This is a genomic window from Rothia terrae (genome assembly GCF_012396615.1).
In the GTDB taxonomy this organism is placed as follows: Bacteria; Actinomycetota; Actinomycetes; order Actinomycetales; family Micrococcaceae; genus Rothia; species Rothia terrae.
In genome coordinates this window covers 1-20,342 of record NZ_JAAXPV010000016.1, presented here as the reverse complement: position 1 = coordinate 20,342, position 20,342 = coordinate 1, and the positions used below count along the sequence as shown (strand labels likewise).

The window sequence follows — 20,342 nt, the reverse complement described above, 5'->3', positions numbered from 1 at the left end:
TAACAGTGTATCGGTATTTAGCCAAGCCAACCGCGAGCCGGCACCCGTGTAATCCTATTGAGCGCATCACAGCGCCCCGCATCCTTCATAAATTTACGCAAAATCTTAGAGTATAAAGTTGTCTGTCACATCAAAGAAGCAGCTCAAAGCCCGTTAGCATAGGTGACATGGCAACCTTACCCGACCGTAAAAAAGTTTTCGCGTGGACGCTGTGGGACGCAGGTGGAGCTAGCTTCAATGCGATTATGACAACGTTCATCTTCACCGCTCTTTACCTGACCAGCGATGTCTTCGGCTCAGAAACCCACACCACGCAGGTGCTATCTGCCGGGTTGACCATCGCTGGCGTCTTCATCGCGCTCTTGGCGCCCATTAGCGGTCAGCACGCTGACGCCACGGGCAAACGCGGATTCTGGTTGGGCATCAATACCTTTGCTACAGCAATCCTGATGGCACTGTGCTTCTTTGTGTACCCGGACCCCAAATTCCTGTGGTTTGGTGTAACCCTCATTGCGCTCGCCAACGTGGTCAACGAGTTCGCGGTTGTCAACTACAACGCTCTTCTGCCGCGCATCTCAACCCCGGCAACCGTAGGCAAAATCAGCGGCATCGGCTGGGCCTGCGGCTACTTTGGCGGCATCATCGCTTTAGTGCTTGTCATGGTGCTGTTTATCAAGCCGGGCATCCTGCCGCTACCTGAAGGCGACGGTTCTTTGATCTACCGCAGTATCGCCTTGTTCTCAGCGCTCTGGTGCGTGGTTTTCTCGTTACCGCTTTTGCTCAGCCTTCGCGGTGAATCCGCACGGACGCGTCAGACATCGGTGAAGGACGCTGGCCCCGGTGGTCTTGCAGGGATTATTAACGCCTACAAACACCTGTTCAACACCGTCAAACGCCTGTACCGCACCACGCCGTCCACCCTGTATTTCTTGGTCACCAGCGCAATTTTCCGAGACGGTCTCAACGGCGTATTCACCTTTGGTGGCGTGCTGGCAGCCGGGTCCTTCGGGTTTAGCGCTAATGAAATCATTATCTTCGCTATCGCAGGCAACGTGGTGGCTGGCGCCGGCGCACTCATCGGCGGATCACTGGACGATAAGCTCGGCCCAAAAAACGTTATTCTGGGTTCACTGATCGGCGTGCTCATCGCTGCAACACCGATTCTCTTTCTTGACGGTAAACCCGTCTTCTGGGTCTGCGGTCTAGCGCTGTGCGCCTTCGTGGGGCCAGCACAGTCAGCAGCTCGCACCTACTTAGCACGCGTTTCACCTCCCGGTGAAGAAGGCGAGCTCTTTGGTCTGTACTCCACCACAGGACGCGCCGCCAGCTTCCTCGCTCCTGCACTCTTTGGCTTGTTCGTTGGTTTGTTAGGCGCACAGGTGTGGGGCGTCATCGGCATCATGGTCGTTATTGCCTTAGGGCTAGCGATGGTGCTACCGCTTAAGCCAGCACCGCGTCTGCAGAATGAGGAAAGTACCTTCTAAAACGTAAGATACTAAAGTCTGCTGAGATCTGTAGCTGAGATGGGATGCCGCCAATCAACTGGTCGGGTCTGGCGTTTAGGGATGTTGATTGGCGGCATCCCATCAAAGCGAAACTGAACAATACTCAGGTTCTATAGAGCAATACAAAAGCACCCGGAGGTTTTCCCTCCGGGTGCTTTTGCAAACTTTGAAAGTTCAGGCAGATTTAGACCTCAGCCTGACCGCCGTGCTTGTACTTGTCCTTTGCCTCAAGGTTTACCTGCGCACGTGAGATGCCGACCTTGATGATGGTGCCTACAAGACCGGTAACCAGTGACCAGATGATGATGTCGCGCCAGCGCTCATCGGGATCGGGGTTGGTTGCGGGGGGCTCATTGCCGGTGATTTTCTTCCAGGTAGCAGCCAAAACCTTGTTGGACAGTGCAACGCCACCGAGTGATGCTGCGGTGCCGCCGAGCTTTACGAGAGTGCTCATTGTTTACTCCTTTGATAAGTAGTGTTGCTTATAACAATAACGGCTTAGGCTCTTTTATGCACAGTCTGCTGCGGTTTTGTCTGTTAGCGAAGTCCCGTCATAAGTTGGTGAGCAAGAAAACCGTGCTTATACTGGGTGTGGTTTGAAGATAAACCACGTCTCGCGCGTCCACGCGCGCATCGACAGGGGAGCACCACCGCGGTGCTGAGAGTGCCATAGAAGGCTGACCCTCGAACCTGATCCGGTTAGTACCGGCGCTAGGGAGTCGAGTATCTCAAGAGCGCGTGCGCACACGCGTCCTTCCCCTTCCTAAGACTAGGGAGGATTTTTTTATGTCTGTTACCTCTAACCGAGCAGATTCTGGCCGCGCGCCCAAGCATGGTGCGCGTTCGCGTTCACTGCGCTGGCGCGTCAACGACATTGTGGTGGCATCTGTTCTTGCTGTTGCCTGCGCCCTGATTTTCTGGGTATGGAACAACGCAGTCTACCCCGCGGTGAGCGCAGCAACCGTTGCCGCACCACAGTTCACGCCACTGATTTCAGGCGCGTGGCTGATCGCCGGTGTGCTGGGTGGATTCATTATCCGTAAGCCCGGTGCCGCACTGTATACGGAACTGCTGGCAGCGATTATTTCTGCATTTATTGGTAGCGCCGGATTCGGCATCACCGTTGTTTATTCCGGCTTGGTTCAGGGTATCGGTGCTGAACTTGTCTTCCTCTTGTTCATGTACAAGCGCTGGGGTCTGCCCACCGCTTTGCTCTCAGGCGCAGTCTCAGGTCTTTTCATGGGTGTTTACGAGGTCATCGTCTGGAATCCCGAATACTCCCTGAATAACAAAATCATTTACGTCATCTGCGGTGTTATCTCTGGAACCATCCTCGCGGGTCTGGTTTCTTGGCTACTGACCGGCGCGCTGGCAAAGACCGGGGTGCTCTCATCACTGGCATCCGGCCGTCAGTCACGCCGCTAAATTTTTCTGACAAAGGTAAGGACGCACATGGGCGGGGCACGCGTAGAGGCCAAAGACTTTGGGTGGCATCACCCCGGCCGTCATTCTCCGGCTGTTTCGGGGCTCAGCCTTGTCATCGAACCGGGGCAAAAAGTGCTTTTGCTGGGGCCATCGGGCGCGGGCAAGTCTACTTTTTTGCACGCGCTTGCGGGCGTTATTCACGATGATGACGGTGAGACAGCCCTGGGCGAGTTGCTGGTCGATGGGGTTCCCGCTGAGGATTCGCACGGTACCGTTGGCATGATGCAACAGGACCCGGAGTCATCCGTGATCCTTGCGAAAGTGGGCGATGATGTTGCGTTCGGTCCGGAAAATCTGCAGGTGCCGCGCGATGAGATTTGGCCTCGTGTCAGAGCTTCGCTTGATGCGGTGGGTTTGGGCGAGCTTTTGCTGGAGCACTCTACATCGGCGCTGTCTGGCGGCCAGAAACAACGCTTAGGTCTAGCCGGTATTCTCGCCATGCAACCGCGCGTGCTCCTGCTGGATGAGCCCACCGCTAACCTCGACCCCGAAGGCGTGCTTGAAGTCCGCGATGCCGTGATAGCTGCCCAGCGCGCTATAGGTGCAACCATGATCGTTATCGAACACCGCGTGAGCGTGTGGGCACAGTTCATGGATCGTGTGATTGTGCTGAGCCCCGGTGGTGGCATTAGCCATGACGGTTCGCCTGACCAAGTGCTCGTGGACGCGCGCGATGAGCTCATCGCCGCTGGCGTATGGGTGCCGGACTACTCACCGCAGGCCTCAACCGCGCATCGTGCCTCTGACAGTGGAGCCGGTGCAGGCGCCGAGCTTTTGCGCGGACGCGCCCTAGCGGTAACGCGTGAACAGCCCACCCGCAAGATGATGCGTGCGCGCAAGAAATTAGCTCGTTCACCTGAGCCAGTCAGCCTTCCGTTACCGTTGCGTCCTGTCACCGACAGTATCGATGTGAGCGTGAACGCCGGGGAGCACCTGAGCATCATGGGCGTGAACGGCGCCGGAAAATCAACGCTGGCCCTCACCCTTGCCGGATTACAGCTAGCTGCCAACGGCATTCTCTACGCCACCGATGAGCTACGCGACAGCGCTCACTGGGACGTCGCATCCTGGTCACCCGAAGAGCTGGTAAGCCGCATCGGCCTCGTCTTCCAAGAGCCTGAGCACCAGTTTCTAACGGCAAATGTTCGCGCCGAACTAGAGTTCGGGCCGCGCCAGGTCGCAAAAGCACGCAAACAAGCTGTTGACGAAAAAGACCTGGCACAACGTACCGAGGCGCTCATGCGCCGGTTGCGCCTAGACCACGTAGCAGATGCCAACCCGTTCACGCTCTCCGGCGGTGAAAAACGCAGACTGTCCGTGGCAACCGCGCTGGCAACTGCACCGCGCATCCTCATTCTTGACGAGCCAACCTTCGGACAGGACGCCAACACCTGGGCAGAGCTCGTGAATTTGCTCCACGAACTCATGACGCAGGGAACAGCCGTCGTCTCAGTCACCCACGACCTGGACTTCGTTGAAGCTCTCGGCGGTCGTACCCTTTACCTAGGAACTCATTCATGAGCATCAATATCTTTGACGCTCGCCCCGAATACAACACCTGGCTGGGCAAGATCAATCCCGGTATCAAGTTGTTAGTGGCCACCGTCGTCACGCTTTTGCTGGTTTTCACCGTGGACGCGGTCACCGGCACAGTTGCGCTGGTTCTAGAGATGATTGCGCTGGTGATCGCAGGTTTTAAACCCTTCAACCTCCTGGCGCGTTTTTGGCCGATTCTTCTCGCGACGCTACTTTCAGGCTGGGGCACCGCCATTTTGGCAGAGAAAACCGGCACTGTTCTGCTCGATTTTGCCTATATCACCATCACAACCGGCTCACTCGCATCCGGTGTGGGCATTATGATGCGCGGGCTCGCCATGACCATGCCCGCCCTCATGCTGATGCTTACCACCGACCCCACCGACCTGGGCGACTCACTGGCGCAGACCTATAAACTGCCCGCCCGATTTGTGCTGGCGGCACTGGCTGCACTGCGCTTGGTCGGCATTATGTTCAGCGAATGGAACACGCTAGGAGCTGCACGACGCGCCCGCGGCGTAGGGGCACGCAACGGTGTACTGGGAACCGCGAAAAGCGTGTGCGGGCAGGTCTTCACCCTGCTCGTTCAAGCAATACGTCGCGGCACCCGACTAGCCATGACCATGGAAGCCCGTGGCTTTGGCGCAGGCCAAAGGACATGGGCGAGAGTACCGACTCATTCGTCAAAAGACCTAGTGTTTGCTCTCACCTGGCTGGCTATTCCAGTCATCGCCTACTCAATCTCACTGTACGCAGGCACTCTGAAACTGGTCTTCGGCTCTTTCTAAAAGCCCCCGAGTCTAGCTCTCGAGCGCTTTTGTACCGCGCAAGAGTTTCTCGTGCATAAGCACCATGAGCACCGTCAACACCAACAAAAATGCGGGCAGAAGCACCACCGACACATTATTCGCAATCACACCGAATAGCGGCGGCATCAGAAGCGGACCAACATAGGCGCTCGCCATCTGCACACCAATCACTGCCTGCGACTTATCAGCCCCAAAAATACTGGGAATCGCGTGAATAATGCAGGGGTAAATGGGTGCGCAACCCAAACCAATCAGCACCAGACCAACCAATGACACCGCATCGCTGAACGGTAGCATCATCACGAAAATACCCGCACCTAAAATTGCCTGGCCTAAGCGAATCATAGACGCGTCGCTGAGCTTCATCGTCACGAAGCCGCTTACACCGCGTCCTATCGTAATGCCCACAAAGAACATGCCCGCGTAGGTGGCAGCGGTATCGGCAGACGTGCCGCGTGCTAAAGAGAAATAGCTGCTAGCCCACAAAATCGCGGTGGTCTCAACGGCACAGTAGCAAAAGAAACAAATCGCAAGGGCCTTGGCGCCGGGCAAAGCAATGACCTGACGCAGGGATAACGGCTTTGCCGGAGGAGCCGATGCCTCATCGCTAGCAACTGCTGCGCGAGAATCCTTCCAGAGCGGAACACTCAGGAGCAAAATGACAGTCAACGCTACCTGCATGAGTGTCACCGCACGATACCCGGAATTCCAGCTACCGCCGCCAGCAAGAACAGCACCCATAATGTAGGGGCCAACAGCCGCGCCCAGTCCCCACATACAGTGCAACCAGCTCATATGGTGGCTCTTGTAATGCACCGCCACATAGTTGTTAATGGAGGCATCCACACTGCCAGCACCCAGCCCGTAGGGAATCGCCCACAGACACAGCTCCAGCACCGAATCAGAAACTGAAAACTCAAAGAGTGCAATGGCGGTCAAACCGGCACTGAGCGCCGTTACCTTGCCCGTACCAAAGAGCTTAGTGAGGCGGTCACTTTGCAAACTAGAGACAATCGTACCCACCGAAATAATCATGGCGATCGGGCCTGCTAGCGATAGCGGCGCATCGAAATCCTTATACATGGCAGGCCAGGCCGCACCGAGCAAAGAATCGGGAAGCCCCAACCCAATAAAGGCGAGATAAATGATGGCAAGTAGAAGGTTATACATACGTGAGTGCCTGTTACTACCTGCGTGTCAGTGTGCTGAATTGATGTACTTTCTATCTTAGAAAAACAGCTGGAACCCCAGCAAAGCGTTACATTATCCGTTGCTAGCTCGCACACAAAAGGGCTCCGAAACCCACCTGAACAGATGAGTCTCGAAGCCCTAGATAGCGCTAACGAAAAGGTTTACTTTTCGAAAGTTGCGGTGTCGATAACCGCGCGGAAGATGACGTCGCCGTCAACTACCTTGTCGTAGTATTCATCAACCTGATCCACTGAAATTTTTTCAATGACGGATGCGATACCGTGCTCAGCGCAGAAGTTCAGCATTTCCTGGGTTTCTTCGATGCCGCCGATATTGTTACCGGTGAGCACCTTGCCACCGCCAATCAGGCGTCCCATGTGAAGCTCAAGGGCTTCGGGGGGAAGACCTACGGTTGAGAAGATGCCGCGGGGCTTGAGCAAACCGAGGTAGGCATCCAAATCAACGGGGGCTGAAATGGTGTTGAGAATAAGGTCAAATTCGCCCTTGTGGTCTTCAAAGAAGCCGTCTTCGGTGGTTGCCAGCGTGCGGGTTGCACCGAGCTTCTTCGCTGCCTCTTCCTTCTTCAAGGTGCGTGAAAGAACGGTGACCTCAGCGCCCATCGCAGCGGCAATCTGAACACCCATGTGGCCAAGACCGCCAAGGCCTAGAACAGCAACCTTCTGACCTTCTTTGACGCCCCAGCGTGCCAGCGGTGAGTAGGTGGTGATACCAGCGCACAGCAGGGGAGCTGCAACATCAAAATCGATGGAATCGGGAATGGTAACCGCGAAATCCTCGTTGACGGTAACCTTCTGTGAGTAGCCACCCTGGGTAATGGTGCCGTCAACGTCCTTGGAGTTGTAGGTACCAACGTTGCCGTTGAGGCAGTTCTGCTCCATGCCAGCCTGGCACTGTTCGCATTCGCCGCAGGAGTTAACCATGCAACCAACGCCTACGCGGTCGCCCACCTTGAACTTAGTGACCTTGGAGCCCACGGACTCAACGACGCCCGCGATCTCGTGACCAACGGTCAGCGGGAAGTGTGCCTCACCCCATTCGTTACGGATGGTGTGAATATCGGAGTGGCAGATACCTGCTGCTTTGATGTCGATAACAATGTCGTCTTCGCGAGGGTTACGACGCTCAATATCAGCAACCTGGAACGGCTGATCGGGGCCGGTCTTCTGCAGAGCTTTAACGGTGATAGACATGAGTCTCCTTCATGCGGTTATATCTGTGTACTTAAAACGCTACTCCCACCAGCTGGAAAAATATCTGGTGGGAGCAGTATTTTCGCCATATGCTAAATGGGCTTAGTTATTGGCGAGGTAGCCTAATAGCTCGTGAGTAGTGTCGGCATCAACGGCAATTTTTGTGCCGTTAAGGTGCGTCACCGGAGCCAGCAAACGCACGGAGGACGCCAGCCACACGCCGTCCGCCTCTAAGAGATCTTGTGGGTAGAGCGGGCCAAAGCCTAGCTCCCAGCCGTTCTCACGAGCGCCGTTGAAAATTGTTCCCTGCGTGGTACCCGGCAAAATACCGTGGGACGGCTCAGGAGTGTATAGGGTTTTCACGCCGTTCACTGTTTTTGCAACAATCACTGAGCTGGTTGCGCCTTCAAGGATGCGTCGCTCGTCCGTGACCCAAATAGCGTCGTCTGCGCCGCGGGATTTAACGTAGCGAAGTACCGACATATTGACGGCGTACGAGAGTGTTTTTGCACCTGCCAGCAGCCAGGGATAGGCGGAATCTTCAGCCGGGTCGTGGCCACGCGGTAGCAACATGGCTTTCACACCTTCCTCACGCTGCGAAAGGACCTTGGCAGAGGAAGGAGCTACGGTTACCCATGCATGCGGGCCTTCTTCAACGGTTCCGCGCGAGATAATCAGCTTGACGGTATGCTCTTCGCCCAGAGGTGTGCGCGCACCGACCTCTGCTTCTTTCAAGGCGGTGGCAATCGCGTCCTGCCACTGCTTCTCAGAAGGCATCGGCAACTCAAGAAGACGAGCTGAACCGGCAAGACGCGTGAGGTGAGCATCAATTTTGCGGACGCTACGGTTGACGGCGAGCATGGTTTCAAAGACGCCGTCACCACGGGTAAGACCTTGATCTTCAATGTTAATCAGCGGGGCTGATGCGTCGGCAATGACGCCCGCCGGGTTAGTATCTGAGAGTAAAACTACGGTAGTGCTCATGACCTTATTCTAGTGCTCAGAGACTACCGGCAGATATAAAAATTACTCCCACAATGCGTTTGTACTGACACTAGCGTCAGTACTTTCGCACTGTGGGAGTACTTTTTAGCCCGGATAAGAGCCGATGCGACTTACAGCTTTTCTCCTGCACGACGCGCGTATTCTTCTGCTCCCTGCTTGGTCCAGTCGCCGGGAGCTACCGGAGTAGTAAAGAGCGCCAGCGCAGTCAAAACGGCAAAGCCGAGCATTGTGAATGCCATGGGCATGTAAGCGTCCGCATCGCCTAGAGCGACCAGCGGGGATGCGATACCGCCGACAACGGACTGCACAGCACCCATCAGTGATGATGCTGAACCCGCCAAATGGCGTGCCTGCACAATGGCAAGGGCGCTCGCGTTGCTGAAAATCAGACCTACGGAGCAGGTGGTCAAGAAAAGCAGAATGAGGGTCGGTACCAGCATGATTTTAATGCTGAACAAGATGGTGATGGCGACGCTGACCAGTAGCAGCATGAGCACGCCAAAGACCAGCATCTTGCGCTGGGAGACGCGTCCTACCAGGTAGGTTACCAGCGAGCTCATACCCACAATGCCGAGTGAGTTCACGCCGAAGACCCAGGTGAACTGAGTCTGAGAAAGTCCCAGAACGTTCTGCAGAACGTAGGTAGATCCTGATACATACGCAAAGAGCGTGCCGAAACCGAGCACCATGGTGAGCATGAATCCGCGGTAGCGCGGGATTTTAATAACCTGACCGATGCCCTTGTACGTGCTGAGAATGCTGCCGGTTTGGCGGCGCTCAACAGGCAGGGATTCTCGCACAAAGATGAAAACTGACAGGGCAGAAAGCGCCATAAAGACGGTGAGCACAATGAAGATGGTGCGCCAGGTGCCGAAAGAGAGCACAAAGCCGCCGATGAGCGGGGCGAGGACGGGCGCGAAGCCGTTGATCATCATGAGGATGCCCATGAGTTTTGCGGTTTGCAGCCCGCGGGTGGAATCGGTGACGATAGCGCGCGCGAGCACCATGCCGAATGAGCCGGATGCGCCCATGAGAAAACGCGCGGCGATCAGGAACTCTACGGTGGGTGCGAAGTAGCATGCCAGGGCCGAGAGGGTGCTGAGCACAACGCCTACATAGAGCGGGCGGATGCGTCCAATTTTGTCAGACATGGGGCCAATAAAAATCTGGCCGATACCCATGCCCACCATAAAAGCGGTGAGGGTCAGCTGCGCGCGGGACGCGGTGCTTCCTAGGTCTGTTGAAATTGCAGGTAGCGCTGCGAGGTACATGTCGATACCAAGCGGCGCTACAGCGGTCAGCGATGCGAGGACTACCAAAACGAGGGGCGTAATTTTATGATGCGCGTGGGTGCTCACTGCTGTCCTTTATTCGGGAAATTCTTGAAAACGTGCCTGTTTATTTTACAGTGAAAATACCTAAATTAGCGCTCGTATAATATGTCACATTTTTGGTAGCACTTTCGGTAATGGGCGAAGAGCTGCTCTTCTTGTTCTGCCCACAGATCCCAAAAGGGGCGGTAGGTGTCGCCGTCGCGTTGTAGGGCATCGCGCTTGCGGCTGGTGGTATCTTGCTCGATCCAGCATCTAATATCTGCGCTACCGGCAAGTGCACCAACACCTTCGACCACAAGGACGCGTGGTGCTACTAACGCCTCGATGGTGAGTGTAAACGGGCCGGTAGGCTGACTGCTTGACCAATCCCAACCATTCCATTGAACAGCTTTACCCTGCTTGAGTGCTGTGCTGTTGCCGCGCCACTGGGTAATAGCGGGGGAGAGCCCCGTCCACCCCTGGTAGGTGTCATCGAGTCTAAAAATATCGGGGCTGATTCCCTCTTGTACAAGAGCCTGCCTCACGGCCTCCGTCAGCGTGGTTTTACCCGAACCCGAACGCCCATCAAGAGCAATAATCAGCGGCGCACCCCCGTTGCGTGACCGCATCAGCTCACGCACTAAACCCACCAGAATTGTGCAAAACTGGTGGGTCGAATGTGCAGTGTGTGTTGCAGATAGTTTCATCAGCTCTAACTCTGCGCTTTGATGTACTCAATAACACCGGGAACCGCGTCGCGAATCATCTCGTAGGTGATGTAAAAATCTTTTTCATCGCCGTACCAGGGATCATAGATGCCCAAATCACCGTGGTCTTTGCCCTCCATTGCGGGGTCGAATTCGCGCATCAAGTGAACCTTCTGCGCGGCCTCATCGGTGGGCGCCATGCGCTGCAAAGAGCGGTAGTGGTTCAGATCCATAGCGATGAGCAGGTCGTGCGACTCAAAATCACTTTTCTTGAACTGCTTTGCGGTGTGAGAGCTAGTGTTGATATTGAGTTCAGTGAGCACCTTGCCTGCACGGCGGTCAATAGGATTGCCTTCTTCTTCATTGGAAATACCTGAAGAGTCAACCTCTACATCCAGACCTGCCTTCTTAGCGGCGTCCTTCAGTAAGAACTCGCCGGTGGGTGAGCGACAAATGTTGCCGGTGCATACGGTCATTACTTTATATGTCATGTTTCTATCTTGACACGTTTTAGGGCGTCGCGGCATGGTTGCCGGCACTCAGGGAAGGCATAATAAGGGCACACCGTTTTATTCAGGAGTCCCCATGAATCAGCCCCTGCTTGATGCCGGACAAGAGCTCATCGACTTGGCTCAGCGAAGCCGCTATGTTCTGAATGTATTGTAGCGACCTGTACCGCTGGGTTTTTCATCGCTATCGCGTGACTATGCAGGTTCCATGCTGACCTTCGCCCCGCTTGACCCCGAGATAGTTGATAACGCCAACGCGTTCGCTGAAAAGCGTGGTGGCAGCAGCAAGGAGAACCCGCGATACAGGCGCTGAGTGCGGGCGCATCCATGGGCCACAACGTGCAGTTTATGCTGGACGCCATCCGTGCCGGCTCAGGCGGATTTATGACCCGCATCTTTGGCGGGCAGAAAAAGAAAGCGGCGGACGCGGCGTCCTTCGACCTTCAAACGCGTCTTGCCGAGGCAGACGCTACTGTGCAAACCATGCGACAGCTCGTTGCCCGAGCCAACGTAGAGATCGGCACTTCTGACCCAGCACAGATTTTTGCCACAAACGCCTTTGGACTCAAGGACGCTACCGGTCAAGAACTTGCGCGTTTTGCGGGGGAGCAGTGGCCGAAGGTCAACTGGACAGAAATTCCCACCTATCGTGTGCAGGCTTTCCATCGCGTGGTGGCGACAATCGATACCGAGGAGCGCAAACATCTTATCGGTGGTATGAGAGGCGACATGGTCGCCCTCAAAGAAGAGCGCGCTCGCCTGACCCTGCGCGATGTGCCCGTGGACAAACTGCGTGAACTAACGCAGGGATCGGTGCGTACAGCCCCGCTGGCTAAGGCAGGCATTGCAACCGTCAACGACGTACTATCTCACGATGTTCACAGCCTCACACAGGTGCCTGGCGTAGGCGAATCAACCGCCGCTCAAATTATTGCGGTAGCCCACCGCCTGCTCGATGAATCCATGAGCTACGAGAAAGAAGCCGTCGGTGAAGTGCGCACTCCCGATGCCGAACGCATGCTGGTGGCACTGCACCGTCTACGCGATATTGACGCAACCTTCTCAGATTCAGACCTGCTTGCCCGCCTGCGCTCCTACCAGCCACTGCTCGCCCAACCCGTGCCCGCGTCCTCACCCTTCTACGTAGCCTACAGCGATGACACCGACGACCTGCAACAGTTTGTAGACGACCTCGCCTGGTGCGAAGCAAACCAGAATCTCAGCGTCGCCGGAGCTCAATGACTCACTCCCGATCAAGCATGGGCACAGTACACCGCTAACCCCGCCGAATACCAGACCCTTCTAGCGCGCTATCTCGACAACGACCTGCTTTAGGACGACGGCTTACTGGATGCGCGCACGGTGGAGCGCATCCGCAAATACCCGCTAGACACCACCCACCTGCACGCCACCTTGTGCGGCTACCAAACCTACGGCGCCAAATTCATGCTGGCGCAAAAGAAAATGATTTTGGGCGACGAAATGGGGCTGGGCAAAACCATGCAGTCCATTGCCGCGCTGGCCCACCTGAAGGCTAAGGACAAGACCCACTTTGTGGTGGTTTGTCCAGCATCCGTGGTGATCAACTGGGGGCGTGAGATTGAGAAATTCTCTGACCTAGCTGTGTTTATCGCGCACGGTGTTGCTCGCGAAGAAAACGTGGCGCGATGGAAGGCTGAAGGCGGCGTTGCCATCGTGACCTACGACGGCGCTCGCCTCTAGGTGGACGGTACCTGGCCTATTGACGCGATTATTGCAGAAGAGCGTAAGCGGTTGGGGCTCGATGCCTCTGCGCCGGTTGATACGGACGAGAAACACGGCGAATAGAGCATAACGAGCATATTGTTGAACAATATGCAGTAATGTAAATTTTTATGCGTGCACGGCAAGCTGAGCGTGCAATTTGCTCCGGCTGAGTGTAACCTAACAAGGCACACACTTTTATAACGGGAGCGCGTAGCACCCATACGCACAACCGGCACTCACACATGTGCCTTGCGCTACGCCTTATGTCTCCCGATGCTTCGATACAGCTCTCGAAGGTAACTAGAAGCCCCGCTTTCATTCAGCAGAAAGCGGGGCTTTAGTTTTAATTTTTCCCAGACGCTGCCGCAGTCAGGGGAGCGCGGGCGTCATAAACCAGACTCTGTCCTATGGACTCTTTGGTGGGAAAAGCAAGCATGATTTACTAAAAACATACATACGTATACATGCCCTGCCGGGTAACCGGTGCAGGCATAATCCCCCACTTAGAAAGTTCATCATGTCTCAGAATCCTCTGAACCCCCAGCATCCTGATAATGCAGATTACCTGCAGAATTCCGCTCCGCAGCATGGAGAAGGCAATCAAAATCCCGAGCAATTCCAGCACAATGCTCAGGCGGCAACTGGCAATGGTGCCCCATACAACCAGCAGAATGGGCAACCTGTTCAAGGTGGTGTAGCTCCTGCGGGTCACCAGCCATTTGACGATCAGCATCAGTTTGAAGGCGCACAGCACGGCTCGCACGCTCCCTATGATGATCAGCAACCGAAGAAAAAGAAAACAGGTCTTCTTATCGGACTGCTTGTGGGCTTACTTCTGTTGCTAGCGCTACTTGCCCTCGCGCTCTGGTTCTTCTTGGGCCGCGGCGACAAAGTTAAAGGCATGGATGAGTTTAAAGCTGCCATGGACAAATCTGTAAGCGATACTTCCGCCGATAAGTGCAACACTATTTCAGACACCATTCTTAAAGAATCGATGGAAGAAGACCTCAAGAAGAACAACGTGGATCCCTCAAACGTCTACCTGTGTTCAGACGTTGACTTCACTTCTATGGAGGCACTGATGTCAGCGGCTACAACTCAAGAAGCCGAGCCCAAGATGGTCATGGGAGTTTACACAGGCGACCAGAAAGCTGAGTCGGACAACAATCTTCTCAAGGAACTTGAGAACGAAGGTTTTAATGACGGCTGGGCACTTCGCGGCGATAACTGGGGCATCGTGGGTGATGCCGACGATAGCGTCAAGAACAAGCTCTTGGACGAGCTCGGCGGTGAAGAAATCAAGAAGTAAGGGCGTACTTTTTCGCCATTAAAGATAAGGGGTGCTTTCGCGTCAGGGCGCGGGAGCGCCCCTTTTCTCCGCGTGTCCAGCGAAGACGGAGGTGTAAGACGCCGCCTGTTCACCTGCGGCGCAACACGCGTCCTTAAATATTTTCCTGTTAATCCGCTGAACCTTAAAACCCCGCCAAATCAGGGCTTGTGGGCGCTCAGGAAACCTCAAATCGTGTTTCTTGAGTCGATATATTGAATAAAAGTTGAGTTAAGTTGACTCAAATCTATTGACATTCGCTCAAAAAGTGGCAGACTGGATATCGAAGCAAGCGAAGTTGAGCTAAGACGGCTCAAGAAAACTTGCACAAGTTCTAGAAAAGAAAAAATATCTCGAAAGGATAAACACCATGGCACGTGCAGTAGGCATTGACCTCGGTACTACCAACTCAGTTGTATCAGTACTCGAAGGTGGCGAACCCACCGTTATCGCGAACGCTGAAGGCGCTCGCACCACCCCCTCAGTTGTTGCCTTCTCAAAGGACGGCGACGTACTCGTAGGCGACGTTGCAAAGCGTCAGGCAGTCACCAACGTTGACCGCACCATCGCATCCGTCAAGCGTCACATGGGTACCAGCTGGACCACCGACATCGACGGCAAGAAGTACACCCCTCAGGAAATCTCAGCTCGTACCCTGATGAAGCTCAAGGGTGACGCAGAGTCATACCTGAACGACACCGTCACTGACGCTGTTATCACCGTTCCCGCATACTTCAACGACGCTGAGCGTCAGGCAACCAAAGAAGCTGGCGAAATCGCAGGCCTCAACGTACTGCGCATCGTCAACGAGCCCACCGCAGCAGCACTGGCATACGGCCTGGACAAGGGTAACGAAGACGAACTGATTCTCGTCTTCGACCTCGGTGGCGGTACCTTCGACGTCTCACTGCTCGAAGTTGGCAAGGACGAAGACGGCTTCTCAACCATTCAGGTACGCGCAACCGCAGGTGACAACCGCCTCGGTGGTGACGACTGGGACCAGCGCATCGTTGACTTCCTGCTCGAGCAGGTAAAGTCCAAGACCGGCGCTGACCTGTCCAAGGACAAGATCGCTCTGCAGCGTCTGCGCGAAGCAGCTGAGCAGGCTAAGAAGGAACTCTCCTCAGCTACCTCAACCAACATCTCACTGCAGTACCTGTCAGTAACCCCTGAAGGCCCCATCCACCTGGACGAAAAGCTCTCACGCGCTAAGTTCCAGGACATGACTTCAGACCTGATCGACCGCACCAAGAAGCCCTTCAACGACGTCATCAAGGAAGCTGGAGTATCAGTTTCAGACATCGCGCACATCGTGCTCGTTGGTGGCTCAACCCGTATGCCCGCAGTCACCGAAGTTGTCAAGGAACTCTCAGGCGGCCGCGAACCCAACAAGGGCGTCAATCCCGATGAGGTTGTAGCAATGGGCGCAGCACTTCAGGCAGGTGTTCTGAAGGGTGAGCGCAAGGACGTTCTGCTGATCGACGTCACCCCGCTGTCACTGGGTATCGAGACCAAGGGCGGCATCATGACCAAGCTGATCGAGCGTAACACCGCAATCCCGACCAAGCGCTCTGAGACCTTCACCACCGCTGAAGCAAACCAGCCCTCAGTATCCATCCAGGTATTCCAGGGCGAGCGCGACTTCACCCGCGACAACAAGTCACTGGGCAACTTCGAACTCACCGGCATCGCACCTGCACCCCAGGGCGTACCCCAGATTGAAGTTACCTTCGACATCGACGCAAACGGCATCGTCCACGTCTCCGCTAAGGACAAGGGCACCGGCACCGAGCAGTCAATGACCATCACCGGCGGCACCTCATTGTCCAAGGATGACATCGAGCGCATGGTCAAGGACGCAGAAGCACACGCAGAGCAGGACAAGGCACGCCGCGAGGCAGCTGAAACCCGCAACGTTGCTGAAAACTCCGCATACTCCATCGAAAAGCTCCTCAAGGAAAACGGCGACAAGCTGCCTGAGGACGTCAAGAACGAAGTTCAGGGCGACGTAGACGCGCTGAAGGAAGCACTTGAAGGCGATGACGACGATGCAGTGAAGTCAGCATTCGAAAAGCTGCAGGCTTCACAGACCAAGCTCGGCGAAGCACTCTACGCACAGGCTCAGGCTGACGCCGCAACCGCAGAAGGCGCACAGGCTGAAGACGACGACGTAGTAGATGCTGAAGTAATCGACGACGAAGACGAAAAGAAGAACTAATCATGGCTGAAAACACCAACGAGCCCACCGACAACCAGCCTGAGGGCGTTGACCCGCTTGAAGAAGCGTTCAACGCACCCGCCGCTGAAGGTCACCCCGAGGCCGAAGGTGTCACCGACTCGGGTGTAGCAGAAGACGCTGCACCCGAGGCGGAAGCCCAGGAGGAAGCCGCAGACACCGAGTCTGCAGATGCACAGCTTGCAACTGAGCGTCTTGAAGACCTCCGACGCCTTCAGGCAGAATTCACTAACTTCAAAAACCGTACCGGACGCGAAAAAGAGCAGCTGCGCACTCACGTAATCGCTGACGTTGTAGCAGCCCTGCTGCCCGTCATTGACGATATCGATGCAGCACGCAACCACGGCGACCTTGAAGACGGCCCGTTCGCTTCAATCGCCAACAAGCTCGAAGAAACCCTCAAAAAACAGGGCCTTGAGCGATTCGGTACCGTGGGTGAGAACTTCGACCCGCAGGTTCACGAAGCTGTGCTTCAGCAGCCGACCTCAGAAGTTGAACCCGATCAGGTATCAATGGTTCTGCGCAACGGCTACAAAGTGGGCGAGCGTGTAGTACGCACCGCTCAGGTGGCTGTGGCGGTAGCTGAGTAAGCGACAACTCAATGGGCGGTGAGAGGGCAATGCCGATGCGGGAGTCCCGCGTCGCCAGCATCCCTTGAACGCCAGCCCTGAGCCAGCTGGCTTGCGGAACTCCCGCATCGCACGGCTTGGGCGTATAGAAGACGGTGGGCGGGTTCGAGTATTCGAGCCCGCCCATTGTTGAAAGATAAAGTTGTTGCTGGAGCGAGCATGACTGCTGATGCACACGCGTCGCGAGCTGGGTAGCAGTGTTTGTTGACTAGACGTACTGTCTGTGTGGGCAAGGCACCTGCGATTAACTGGTCGGGTCTGGCATAAAGGGATGTTGATCGCAGGTGTTTGCCCGCGCAAATAAACCAAAAACTAAGATAAATACCAAGATTTTAAAAGAGATAACCTACGAGGCGTAAGGAGACGCTACAACATGGCAAGTGAAAACTGGCTGAACCAAGATTTTTATAAGACACTAGGCGTCTCCGAGGACGCCTCAGATGCTGACATCAAGAAGGCATACCGCAAGCTGGCACGTAAGTACCACCCGGATCAGCACCCTGGCGATACGACCGCTGAGACTAAGTTCAAAGAGGTTGCTGAGGCTTACAATGTGCTCTCCGATAAGAAGCAGCGCGAGGAATACGATCAGATTCGTAAGTACGGTGCTGCAGGCTTTGGCGGCGGGGGCTTCCCTGGCGGTGCAGGTGGCTTCGGTGGCGGCGGGTTCCCCGGTGGGTTCTCCACCGGTGGTGGCCAGAACATCAACATCGACGATCTGCTGGGTGGCATGTTCGGCGGGGGAAGCTTCGGTGGTGGTGGTTTCGGCGGCTTCCAGCAGGCACCGCCGAAGGGCGCAAACCTTACTGCACAGACCAGCATCACTCTGCAAGAGGCATACAACGGTCACACTCTGAATGTGCGTGGTGGCGACGGCAACGGTGTGCAGGTCAAGATTCCTGCTGGCATCAAGGACGGTCAGAAGGTGCGTATGCGAGGCAAAGGCCAGCCCGGCCCCGGCGGCGCTGGTGACTTGATTGTCACCGTGAACGTGCAGAAATCATCAGTCTTTGAGCGCGATGAAAACGATGTCATTGTGCGTGTGCCCGTGACTTTGGAAGAAGCTATCAACGGCGCTGTTATCAAGGCACCGACACTTGATGGTCAGGGCGTGAAGTTGCGTCTTGCTGCTGGCGCACCCGTGGGGCAGAAGTTGCGCGCAAAAGGACGCGGATTCAAAACCAAGACCGGTACCGGCAATATGCTGGTCATCACCGAGGTTCAGCTTCCCACCGACCTCAGCGATGAAGCTCAGGAGGCTTTTGCGAAGTTCGTGGAACTCGCACCGCAGGGTGATCCTCGCGAAGAGCTGATGCGGAAGGCGGGGCAGTAAACTATGGCTTACGAATCAGACCGCCCGGTATTTGTCATTTCGGTGGCGGCTGAACTAGCGGGCATGCACCCGCAGACTCTGCGTCAGTATGACCGTCTAGGTTTGGTTCAGCCATCGCGTGCATCCGGTCGCGCCCGCCGCTATTCGCAGCGCGATGTTGATAAACTGCAGCAGATTCAGGATCTCTCACAGAACGGTGTTTCGCTTGAGGGGATCAAGCGCATTATGCAGCTGGAGAATCAGGTGGATGCTCTGCAATCGCGCAACGAAGAGCTCATGGATGAGGTTGAGCGGCTGAATATGCGTTTGCAGGAATCCTCGCGTATTTTCGCTGCTGGGCTTTCTGGCGATATTGTGCGTATTACTCGCGGCAAGCGTCCGCCTGCGCGTAAGCGTTCGCAGGCTGTGGTCTTGTACCGCCCGGAGCGTTAGAACTTTCAAAAAATTACCCGGTTCTGTGCAGATTACCCGAAAAAATCGGATAAAAAGCACGGAATCGGGTAGTTTTTTGCGCTAAAACACGCCCAAAAAACTTTCGCAATAAAGTAATTGTCTTGAGTGTTCTGGTAAATGTAGAAACATAAAGCATTCGGTGAAAGAGAAAAATGTCTACGTCAGAACACAATAAAAACCTGCCGCCGGTCGATCAGATGCCGCTGCAGATGGGCTTAGATACCTTCGGCGATGTCACCGTTGATACCGACGGCAATCCGTTGCACCAGGCGCAGGTTATCCGCAACGTGGTGGAGCAGGGGCAACTTGCTGACCGCGTCGGCGTGGATTTCTTTGGTATTGGAGAACACCACCGCCCGGATTTTGCTGTCAGCGCGCCCGACACCATCTTGGCGGGGCTCGCCACCACGACCGATCGCATCCATTTGGGCTCAGCCGTTACGGTGCTGAGCTCCGATGATCCGATTCGTGTCTACCAGCGTTTTGCCACCATCGACGCGATGAGTGGCGGGCGTGCCGAGGTGGTTCTAGGACGCGGTTCATTCACCGAGTCCTTCCCGCTTTTTGGATACGATTTGGGCGACTACGAGAAGCTATTCTCTGAAAAATTGGAGCTTTTTAGCCACATCGTCACTGAAGAACCTTTGACCTGGAATCCCGGTGACCGCACTCCGCTGAAAAATCAAGAGATTTATCCGCGTACTGAAAACGGGTTGAAGCAGTGGATTGCTGTGGGTGGTAGCCCTGAATCTGTGGTTCGCGCGGCGCAGTACAAAATTCCGTTGATGCTTGCGATTATCGGTGGCCCTGCCTCCCGCTTTAAGCCTTTTATTGATTTGTATAAGCGCGCGAATGATCAGTTGGGGCAGGACCAGTTGCCCGTTGCGGTGCATTCACCTGGTCACATTGCTGATACCGATGAAGAAGCGAAAGAACAGCTACGTGAGCACTGGATTACCAACCGAAATAGGATTGGACGCGAGCGCGGCTGGGGCAACACCGGTGTTGTGGAGTTTGAAAACGAAGCTCAGCACGGCTCGCTGTATGTGGGTTCACCTGAAACCGTGGCAACTAAAATTGCGCAAACCGTTAAGGATTTGGGTTTGAATCGTTTTGATCTCAAGTTCTCTAATGGTCCGTTGCCGCATGAGTATTCGATGCGTGCGATTGAGCTGTACGGAACCCAGGTTATTCCAATGGTTCGTGAGATGCTCGACCAGTGAGGATTATTCATAAGGGGTGACCAGCAGCCAAAAACACCAACCCCCGCACCACCGCAAACACCCGCCCATACGAGCCCAACGGTCGCCGGAAACCCGTGTGCAAAATACGCCAGGCCTTCACCTG

At 55.3% G+C, this 20,342-nt stretch carries 20 protein-coding genes and 1 riboswitch; of the genes, 13 read left to right on the top strand and 7 right to left on the bottom strand.

Features of this window, described 5'->3' with window-relative positions:
* Nucleotides 1–167: 167 nt before the first annotated feature.
* Entirely contained in the window at nt 168–1,484 is a 1,317-nt protein-coding gene (locus tag HF984_RS09035) for an MFS transporter (protein ID WP_168615348.1), read from the top strand.
* Nucleotides 1,485–1,689: 205 nt separating this feature from the next.
* On the opposite strand, the gene HF984_RS09030 is transcribed toward HF984_RS09035, so the two are convergent.
* The gene (locus HF984_RS09030; protein ID WP_168615347.1) at nt 1,690–1,959 is read right to left on the bottom strand and encodes a DUF4235 domain-containing protein; all 270 of its coding nucleotides are present in this window, start codon (nt 1,957–1,959) and stop codon (nt 1,690–1,692) included.
* Between the two features lie 174 nt (nt 1,960–2,133).
* Nucleotides 2,134–2,240: riboswitch (TPP riboswitch) on the top strand.
* Between the two features lie 51 nt (nt 2,241–2,291).
* On the opposite strand from HF984_RS09030, the gene HF984_RS09025 reads away from it, so the two are divergent.
* Genes HF984_RS09025 through HF984_RS09015 form a run of 3 tightly spaced genes read left to right on the top strand, consistent with a single transcriptional unit; the run spans nt 2,292 to nt 5,314 of the window.
* Nucleotides 2,292–2,930, top strand: a complete 639-nt coding sequence (locus HF984_RS09025) for an ECF transporter S component (RefSeq protein WP_168615346.1) — start codon at nt 2,292–2,294, stop codon at nt 2,928–2,930.
* Nucleotides 2,931–2,957: 27 nt separating this feature from the next.
* Nucleotides 2,958–4,511, top strand: a complete 1,554-nt coding sequence (locus tag HF984_RS09020) for an ABC transporter ATP-binding protein (RefSeq protein ID WP_168615345.1) — start codon at nt 2,958–2,960, stop codon at nt 4,509–4,511.
* The gene (locus HF984_RS09015) at nt 4,508–5,314 is read left to right on the top strand and encodes an energy-coupling factor transporter transmembrane component T family protein (protein ID WP_168615344.1); all 807 of its coding nucleotides are present in this window, start codon (nt 4,508–4,510) and stop codon (nt 5,312–5,314) included. Before HF984_RS09020 ends, HF984_RS09015 begins: the two co-directional genes overlap by 4 nt.
* Nucleotides 5,315–5,326: 12 nt before the next feature.
* Here the strand turns inward: HF984_RS09015 and HF984_RS09010 are convergent, their stop codons facing one another.
* The 6 genes from HF984_RS09010 to HF984_RS08985 all read right to left on the bottom strand — a co-directional run bounded on the left by HF984_RS09010 (nt 5,327) and on the right by HF984_RS08985 (nt 11,253).
* Nucleotides 5,327–6,505 (bottom strand): MFS transporter, encoded by a 1,179-nt coding sequence (locus HF984_RS09010; protein ID WP_168615343.1) that lies wholly within the window; start codon nt 6,503–6,505, stop codon nt 5,327–5,329.
* Nucleotides 6,506–6,687: 182 nt separating this feature from the next.
* Nucleotides 6,688–7,737, bottom strand: coding sequence for an NAD(P)-dependent alcohol dehydrogenase (locus HF984_RS09005; RefSeq protein WP_168615342.1), 1,050 nt, complete (start codon nt 7,735–7,737; stop codon nt 6,688–6,690).
* A 102-nt stretch (nt 7,738–7,839) separates the two neighbouring features.
* Nucleotides 7,840–8,721, bottom strand: coding sequence for an aminodeoxychorismate lyase (locus HF984_RS09000; protein ID WP_168615341.1), 882 nt, complete (start codon nt 8,719–8,721; stop codon nt 7,840–7,842).
* A 131-nt stretch (nt 8,722–8,852) separates the two neighbouring features.
* Nucleotides 8,853–10,100 carry a Bcr/CflA family efflux MFS transporter gene (locus HF984_RS08995; protein ID WP_168615340.1) on the bottom strand — a complete coding sequence of 416 codons (1,248 nt, stop codon included), beginning with the start codon at nt 10,098–10,100 and terminating at the stop codon, nt 8,853–8,855.
* A gap of 65 nt (nt 10,101–10,165) precedes the next feature.
* Nucleotides 10,166–10,762 (bottom strand): nucleoside/nucleotide kinase family protein, encoded by a 597-nt coding sequence (locus HF984_RS08990; RefSeq protein WP_210729679.1) that lies wholly within the window; start codon nt 10,760–10,762, stop codon nt 10,166–10,168.
* A 5-nt stretch (nt 10,763–10,767) separates the two neighbouring features.
* Nucleotides 10,768–11,253 carry a low molecular weight protein-tyrosine-phosphatase gene (locus HF984_RS08985; protein ID WP_247596567.1) on the bottom strand — a complete coding sequence of 162 codons (486 nt, stop codon included), beginning with the start codon at nt 11,251–11,253 and terminating at the stop codon, nt 10,768–10,770.
* Between the two features lie 34 nt (nt 11,254–11,287).
* Between HF984_RS08985 and HF984_RS08980 the strand changes: the two genes are divergently transcribed.
* From HF984_RS08980 to HF984_RS08940, 9 genes are all read left to right on the top strand, one after another.
* Nucleotides 11,288–11,428, top strand: a complete 141-nt coding sequence (locus tag HF984_RS08980; RefSeq protein WP_168615339.1) for a hypothetical protein — start codon at nt 11,288–11,290, stop codon at nt 11,426–11,428.
* Between the two features lie 170 nt (nt 11,429–11,598).
* A complete protein-coding gene (locus HF984_RS08975; protein WP_168615338.1) occupies nt 11,599–12,513 on the top strand; it encodes a helix-hairpin-helix domain-containing protein in 915 nt (304 codons plus the stop codon).
* A gap of 120 nt (nt 12,514–12,633) precedes the next feature.
* The gene (locus HF984_RS11590) at nt 12,634–12,993 is read left to right on the top strand and encodes an SNF2-related protein (RefSeq protein WP_168615337.1); all 360 of its coding nucleotides are present in this window, start codon (nt 12,634–12,636) and stop codon (nt 12,991–12,993) included.
* A gap of 541 nt (nt 12,994–13,534) precedes the next feature.
* Nucleotides 13,535–14,326: a hypothetical protein gene (locus tag HF984_RS08965; RefSeq protein ID WP_168615336.1), complete on the top strand. Its 792-nt coding sequence runs from the start codon at nt 13,535–13,537 to the stop codon at nt 14,324–14,326.
* 388 nt (nt 14,327–14,714) lie between these two features.
* Nucleotides 14,715–16,562 (top strand): molecular chaperone DnaK, encoded by a 1,848-nt coding sequence (gene dnaK / locus HF984_RS08960; protein WP_168615335.1) that lies wholly within the window; start codon nt 14,715–14,717, stop codon nt 16,560–16,562.
* A gap of 2 nt (nt 16,563–16,564) precedes the next feature.
* Nucleotides 16,565–17,170 (top strand): nucleotide exchange factor GrpE, encoded by a 606-nt coding sequence (locus tag HF984_RS08955; RefSeq protein WP_168615334.1) that lies wholly within the window; start codon nt 16,565–16,567, stop codon nt 17,168–17,170.
* Nucleotides 17,171–17,582: 412 nt separating this feature from the next.
* Complete coding sequence (locus HF984_RS08950) at nt 17,583–18,542, top strand: DnaJ C-terminal domain-containing protein (protein ID WP_168615333.1); 960 nt, start codon at nt 17,583–17,585, stop codon at nt 18,540–18,542.
* 3 nt (nt 18,543–18,545) lie between these two features.
* Complete coding sequence (locus HF984_RS08945) at nt 18,546–18,974, top strand: heat shock protein transcriptional repressor HspR (RefSeq protein ID WP_168615332.1); 429 nt, start codon at nt 18,546–18,548, stop codon at nt 18,972–18,974.
* A gap of 173 nt (nt 18,975–19,147) precedes the next feature.
* Nucleotides 19,148–20,218, top strand: a complete 1,071-nt coding sequence (locus HF984_RS08940) for an LLM class flavin-dependent oxidoreductase (RefSeq protein ID WP_168615331.1) — start codon at nt 19,148–19,150, stop codon at nt 20,216–20,218.
* Nucleotides 20,219–20,342: the final 124 nt, after the last annotated feature.

Bases quoted from the DNA above. Each gene is read 5' to 3' on its own strand.
- HF984_RS09035 (WP_168615348.1), top strand. From the start codon at position 168: ATGGCAACCTTACCCGACCGTAAAAAAGTTTTCGCGTGGACGCTGTGG.
- HF984_RS09030 (WP_168615347.1), bottom strand. From the start codon at position 1,959: ATGAGCACTCTCGTAAAGCTCGGCGGCACCGCAGCATCACTCGGTGGC.
- HF984_RS09025 (WP_168615346.1), top strand. From the start codon at position 2,292: ATGTCTGTTACCTCTAACCGAGCAGATTCTGGCCGCGCGCCCAAGCAT.
- HF984_RS09020 (WP_168615345.1), top strand. From the start codon at position 2,958: ATGGGCGGGGCACGCGTAGAGGCCAAAGACTTTGGGTGGCATCACCCC.
- HF984_RS09015 (WP_168615344.1), top strand. From the start codon at position 4,508: ATGAGCATCAATATCTTTGACGCTCGCCCCGAATACAACACCTGGCTG.
- HF984_RS09010 (WP_168615343.1), bottom strand. From the start codon at position 6,505: ATGTATAACCTTCTACTTGCCATCATTTATCTCGCCTTTATTGGGTTG.
- HF984_RS09005 (WP_168615342.1), bottom strand. From the start codon at position 7,737: ATGTCTATCACCGTTAAAGCTCTGCAGAAGACCGGCCCCGATCAGCCG.
- HF984_RS09000 (WP_168615341.1), bottom strand. From the start codon at position 8,721: ATGAGCACTACCGTAGTTTTACTCTCAGATACTAACCCGGCGGGCGTC.
- HF984_RS08990 (WP_210729679.1), bottom strand. From the start codon at position 10,762: ATGAAACTATCTGCAACACACACTGCACATTCGACCCACCAGTTTTGC.
- HF984_RS08985 (WP_247596567.1), bottom strand. From the start codon at position 11,253: ATGACATATAAAGTAATGACCGTATGCACCGGCAACATTTGTCGCTCA.
- HF984_RS08980 (WP_168615339.1), top strand. From the start codon at position 11,288: ATGGTTGCCGGCACTCAGGGAAGGCATAATAAGGGCACACCGTTTTAT.
- HF984_RS08975 (WP_168615338.1), top strand. From the start codon at position 11,599: ATGGGCCACAACGTGCAGTTTATGCTGGACGCCATCCGTGCCGGCTCA.
- HF984_RS08965 (WP_168615336.1), top strand. From the start codon at position 13,535: ATGTCTCAGAATCCTCTGAACCCCCAGCATCCTGATAATGCAGATTAC.
- dnaK (WP_168615335.1), top strand. From the start codon at position 14,715: ATGGCACGTGCAGTAGGCATTGACCTCGGTACTACCAACTCAGTTGTA.
- HF984_RS08955 (WP_168615334.1), top strand. From the start codon at position 16,565: ATGGCTGAAAACACCAACGAGCCCACCGACAACCAGCCTGAGGGCGTT.
- HF984_RS08950 (WP_168615333.1), top strand. From the start codon at position 17,583: ATGGCAAGTGAAAACTGGCTGAACCAAGATTTTTATAAGACACTAGGC.
- HF984_RS08945 (WP_168615332.1), top strand. From the start codon at position 18,546: ATGGCTTACGAATCAGACCGCCCGGTATTTGTCATTTCGGTGGCGGCT.
- HF984_RS08940 (WP_168615331.1), top strand. From the start codon at position 19,148: ATGTCTACGTCAGAACACAATAAAAACCTGCCGCCGGTCGATCAGATG.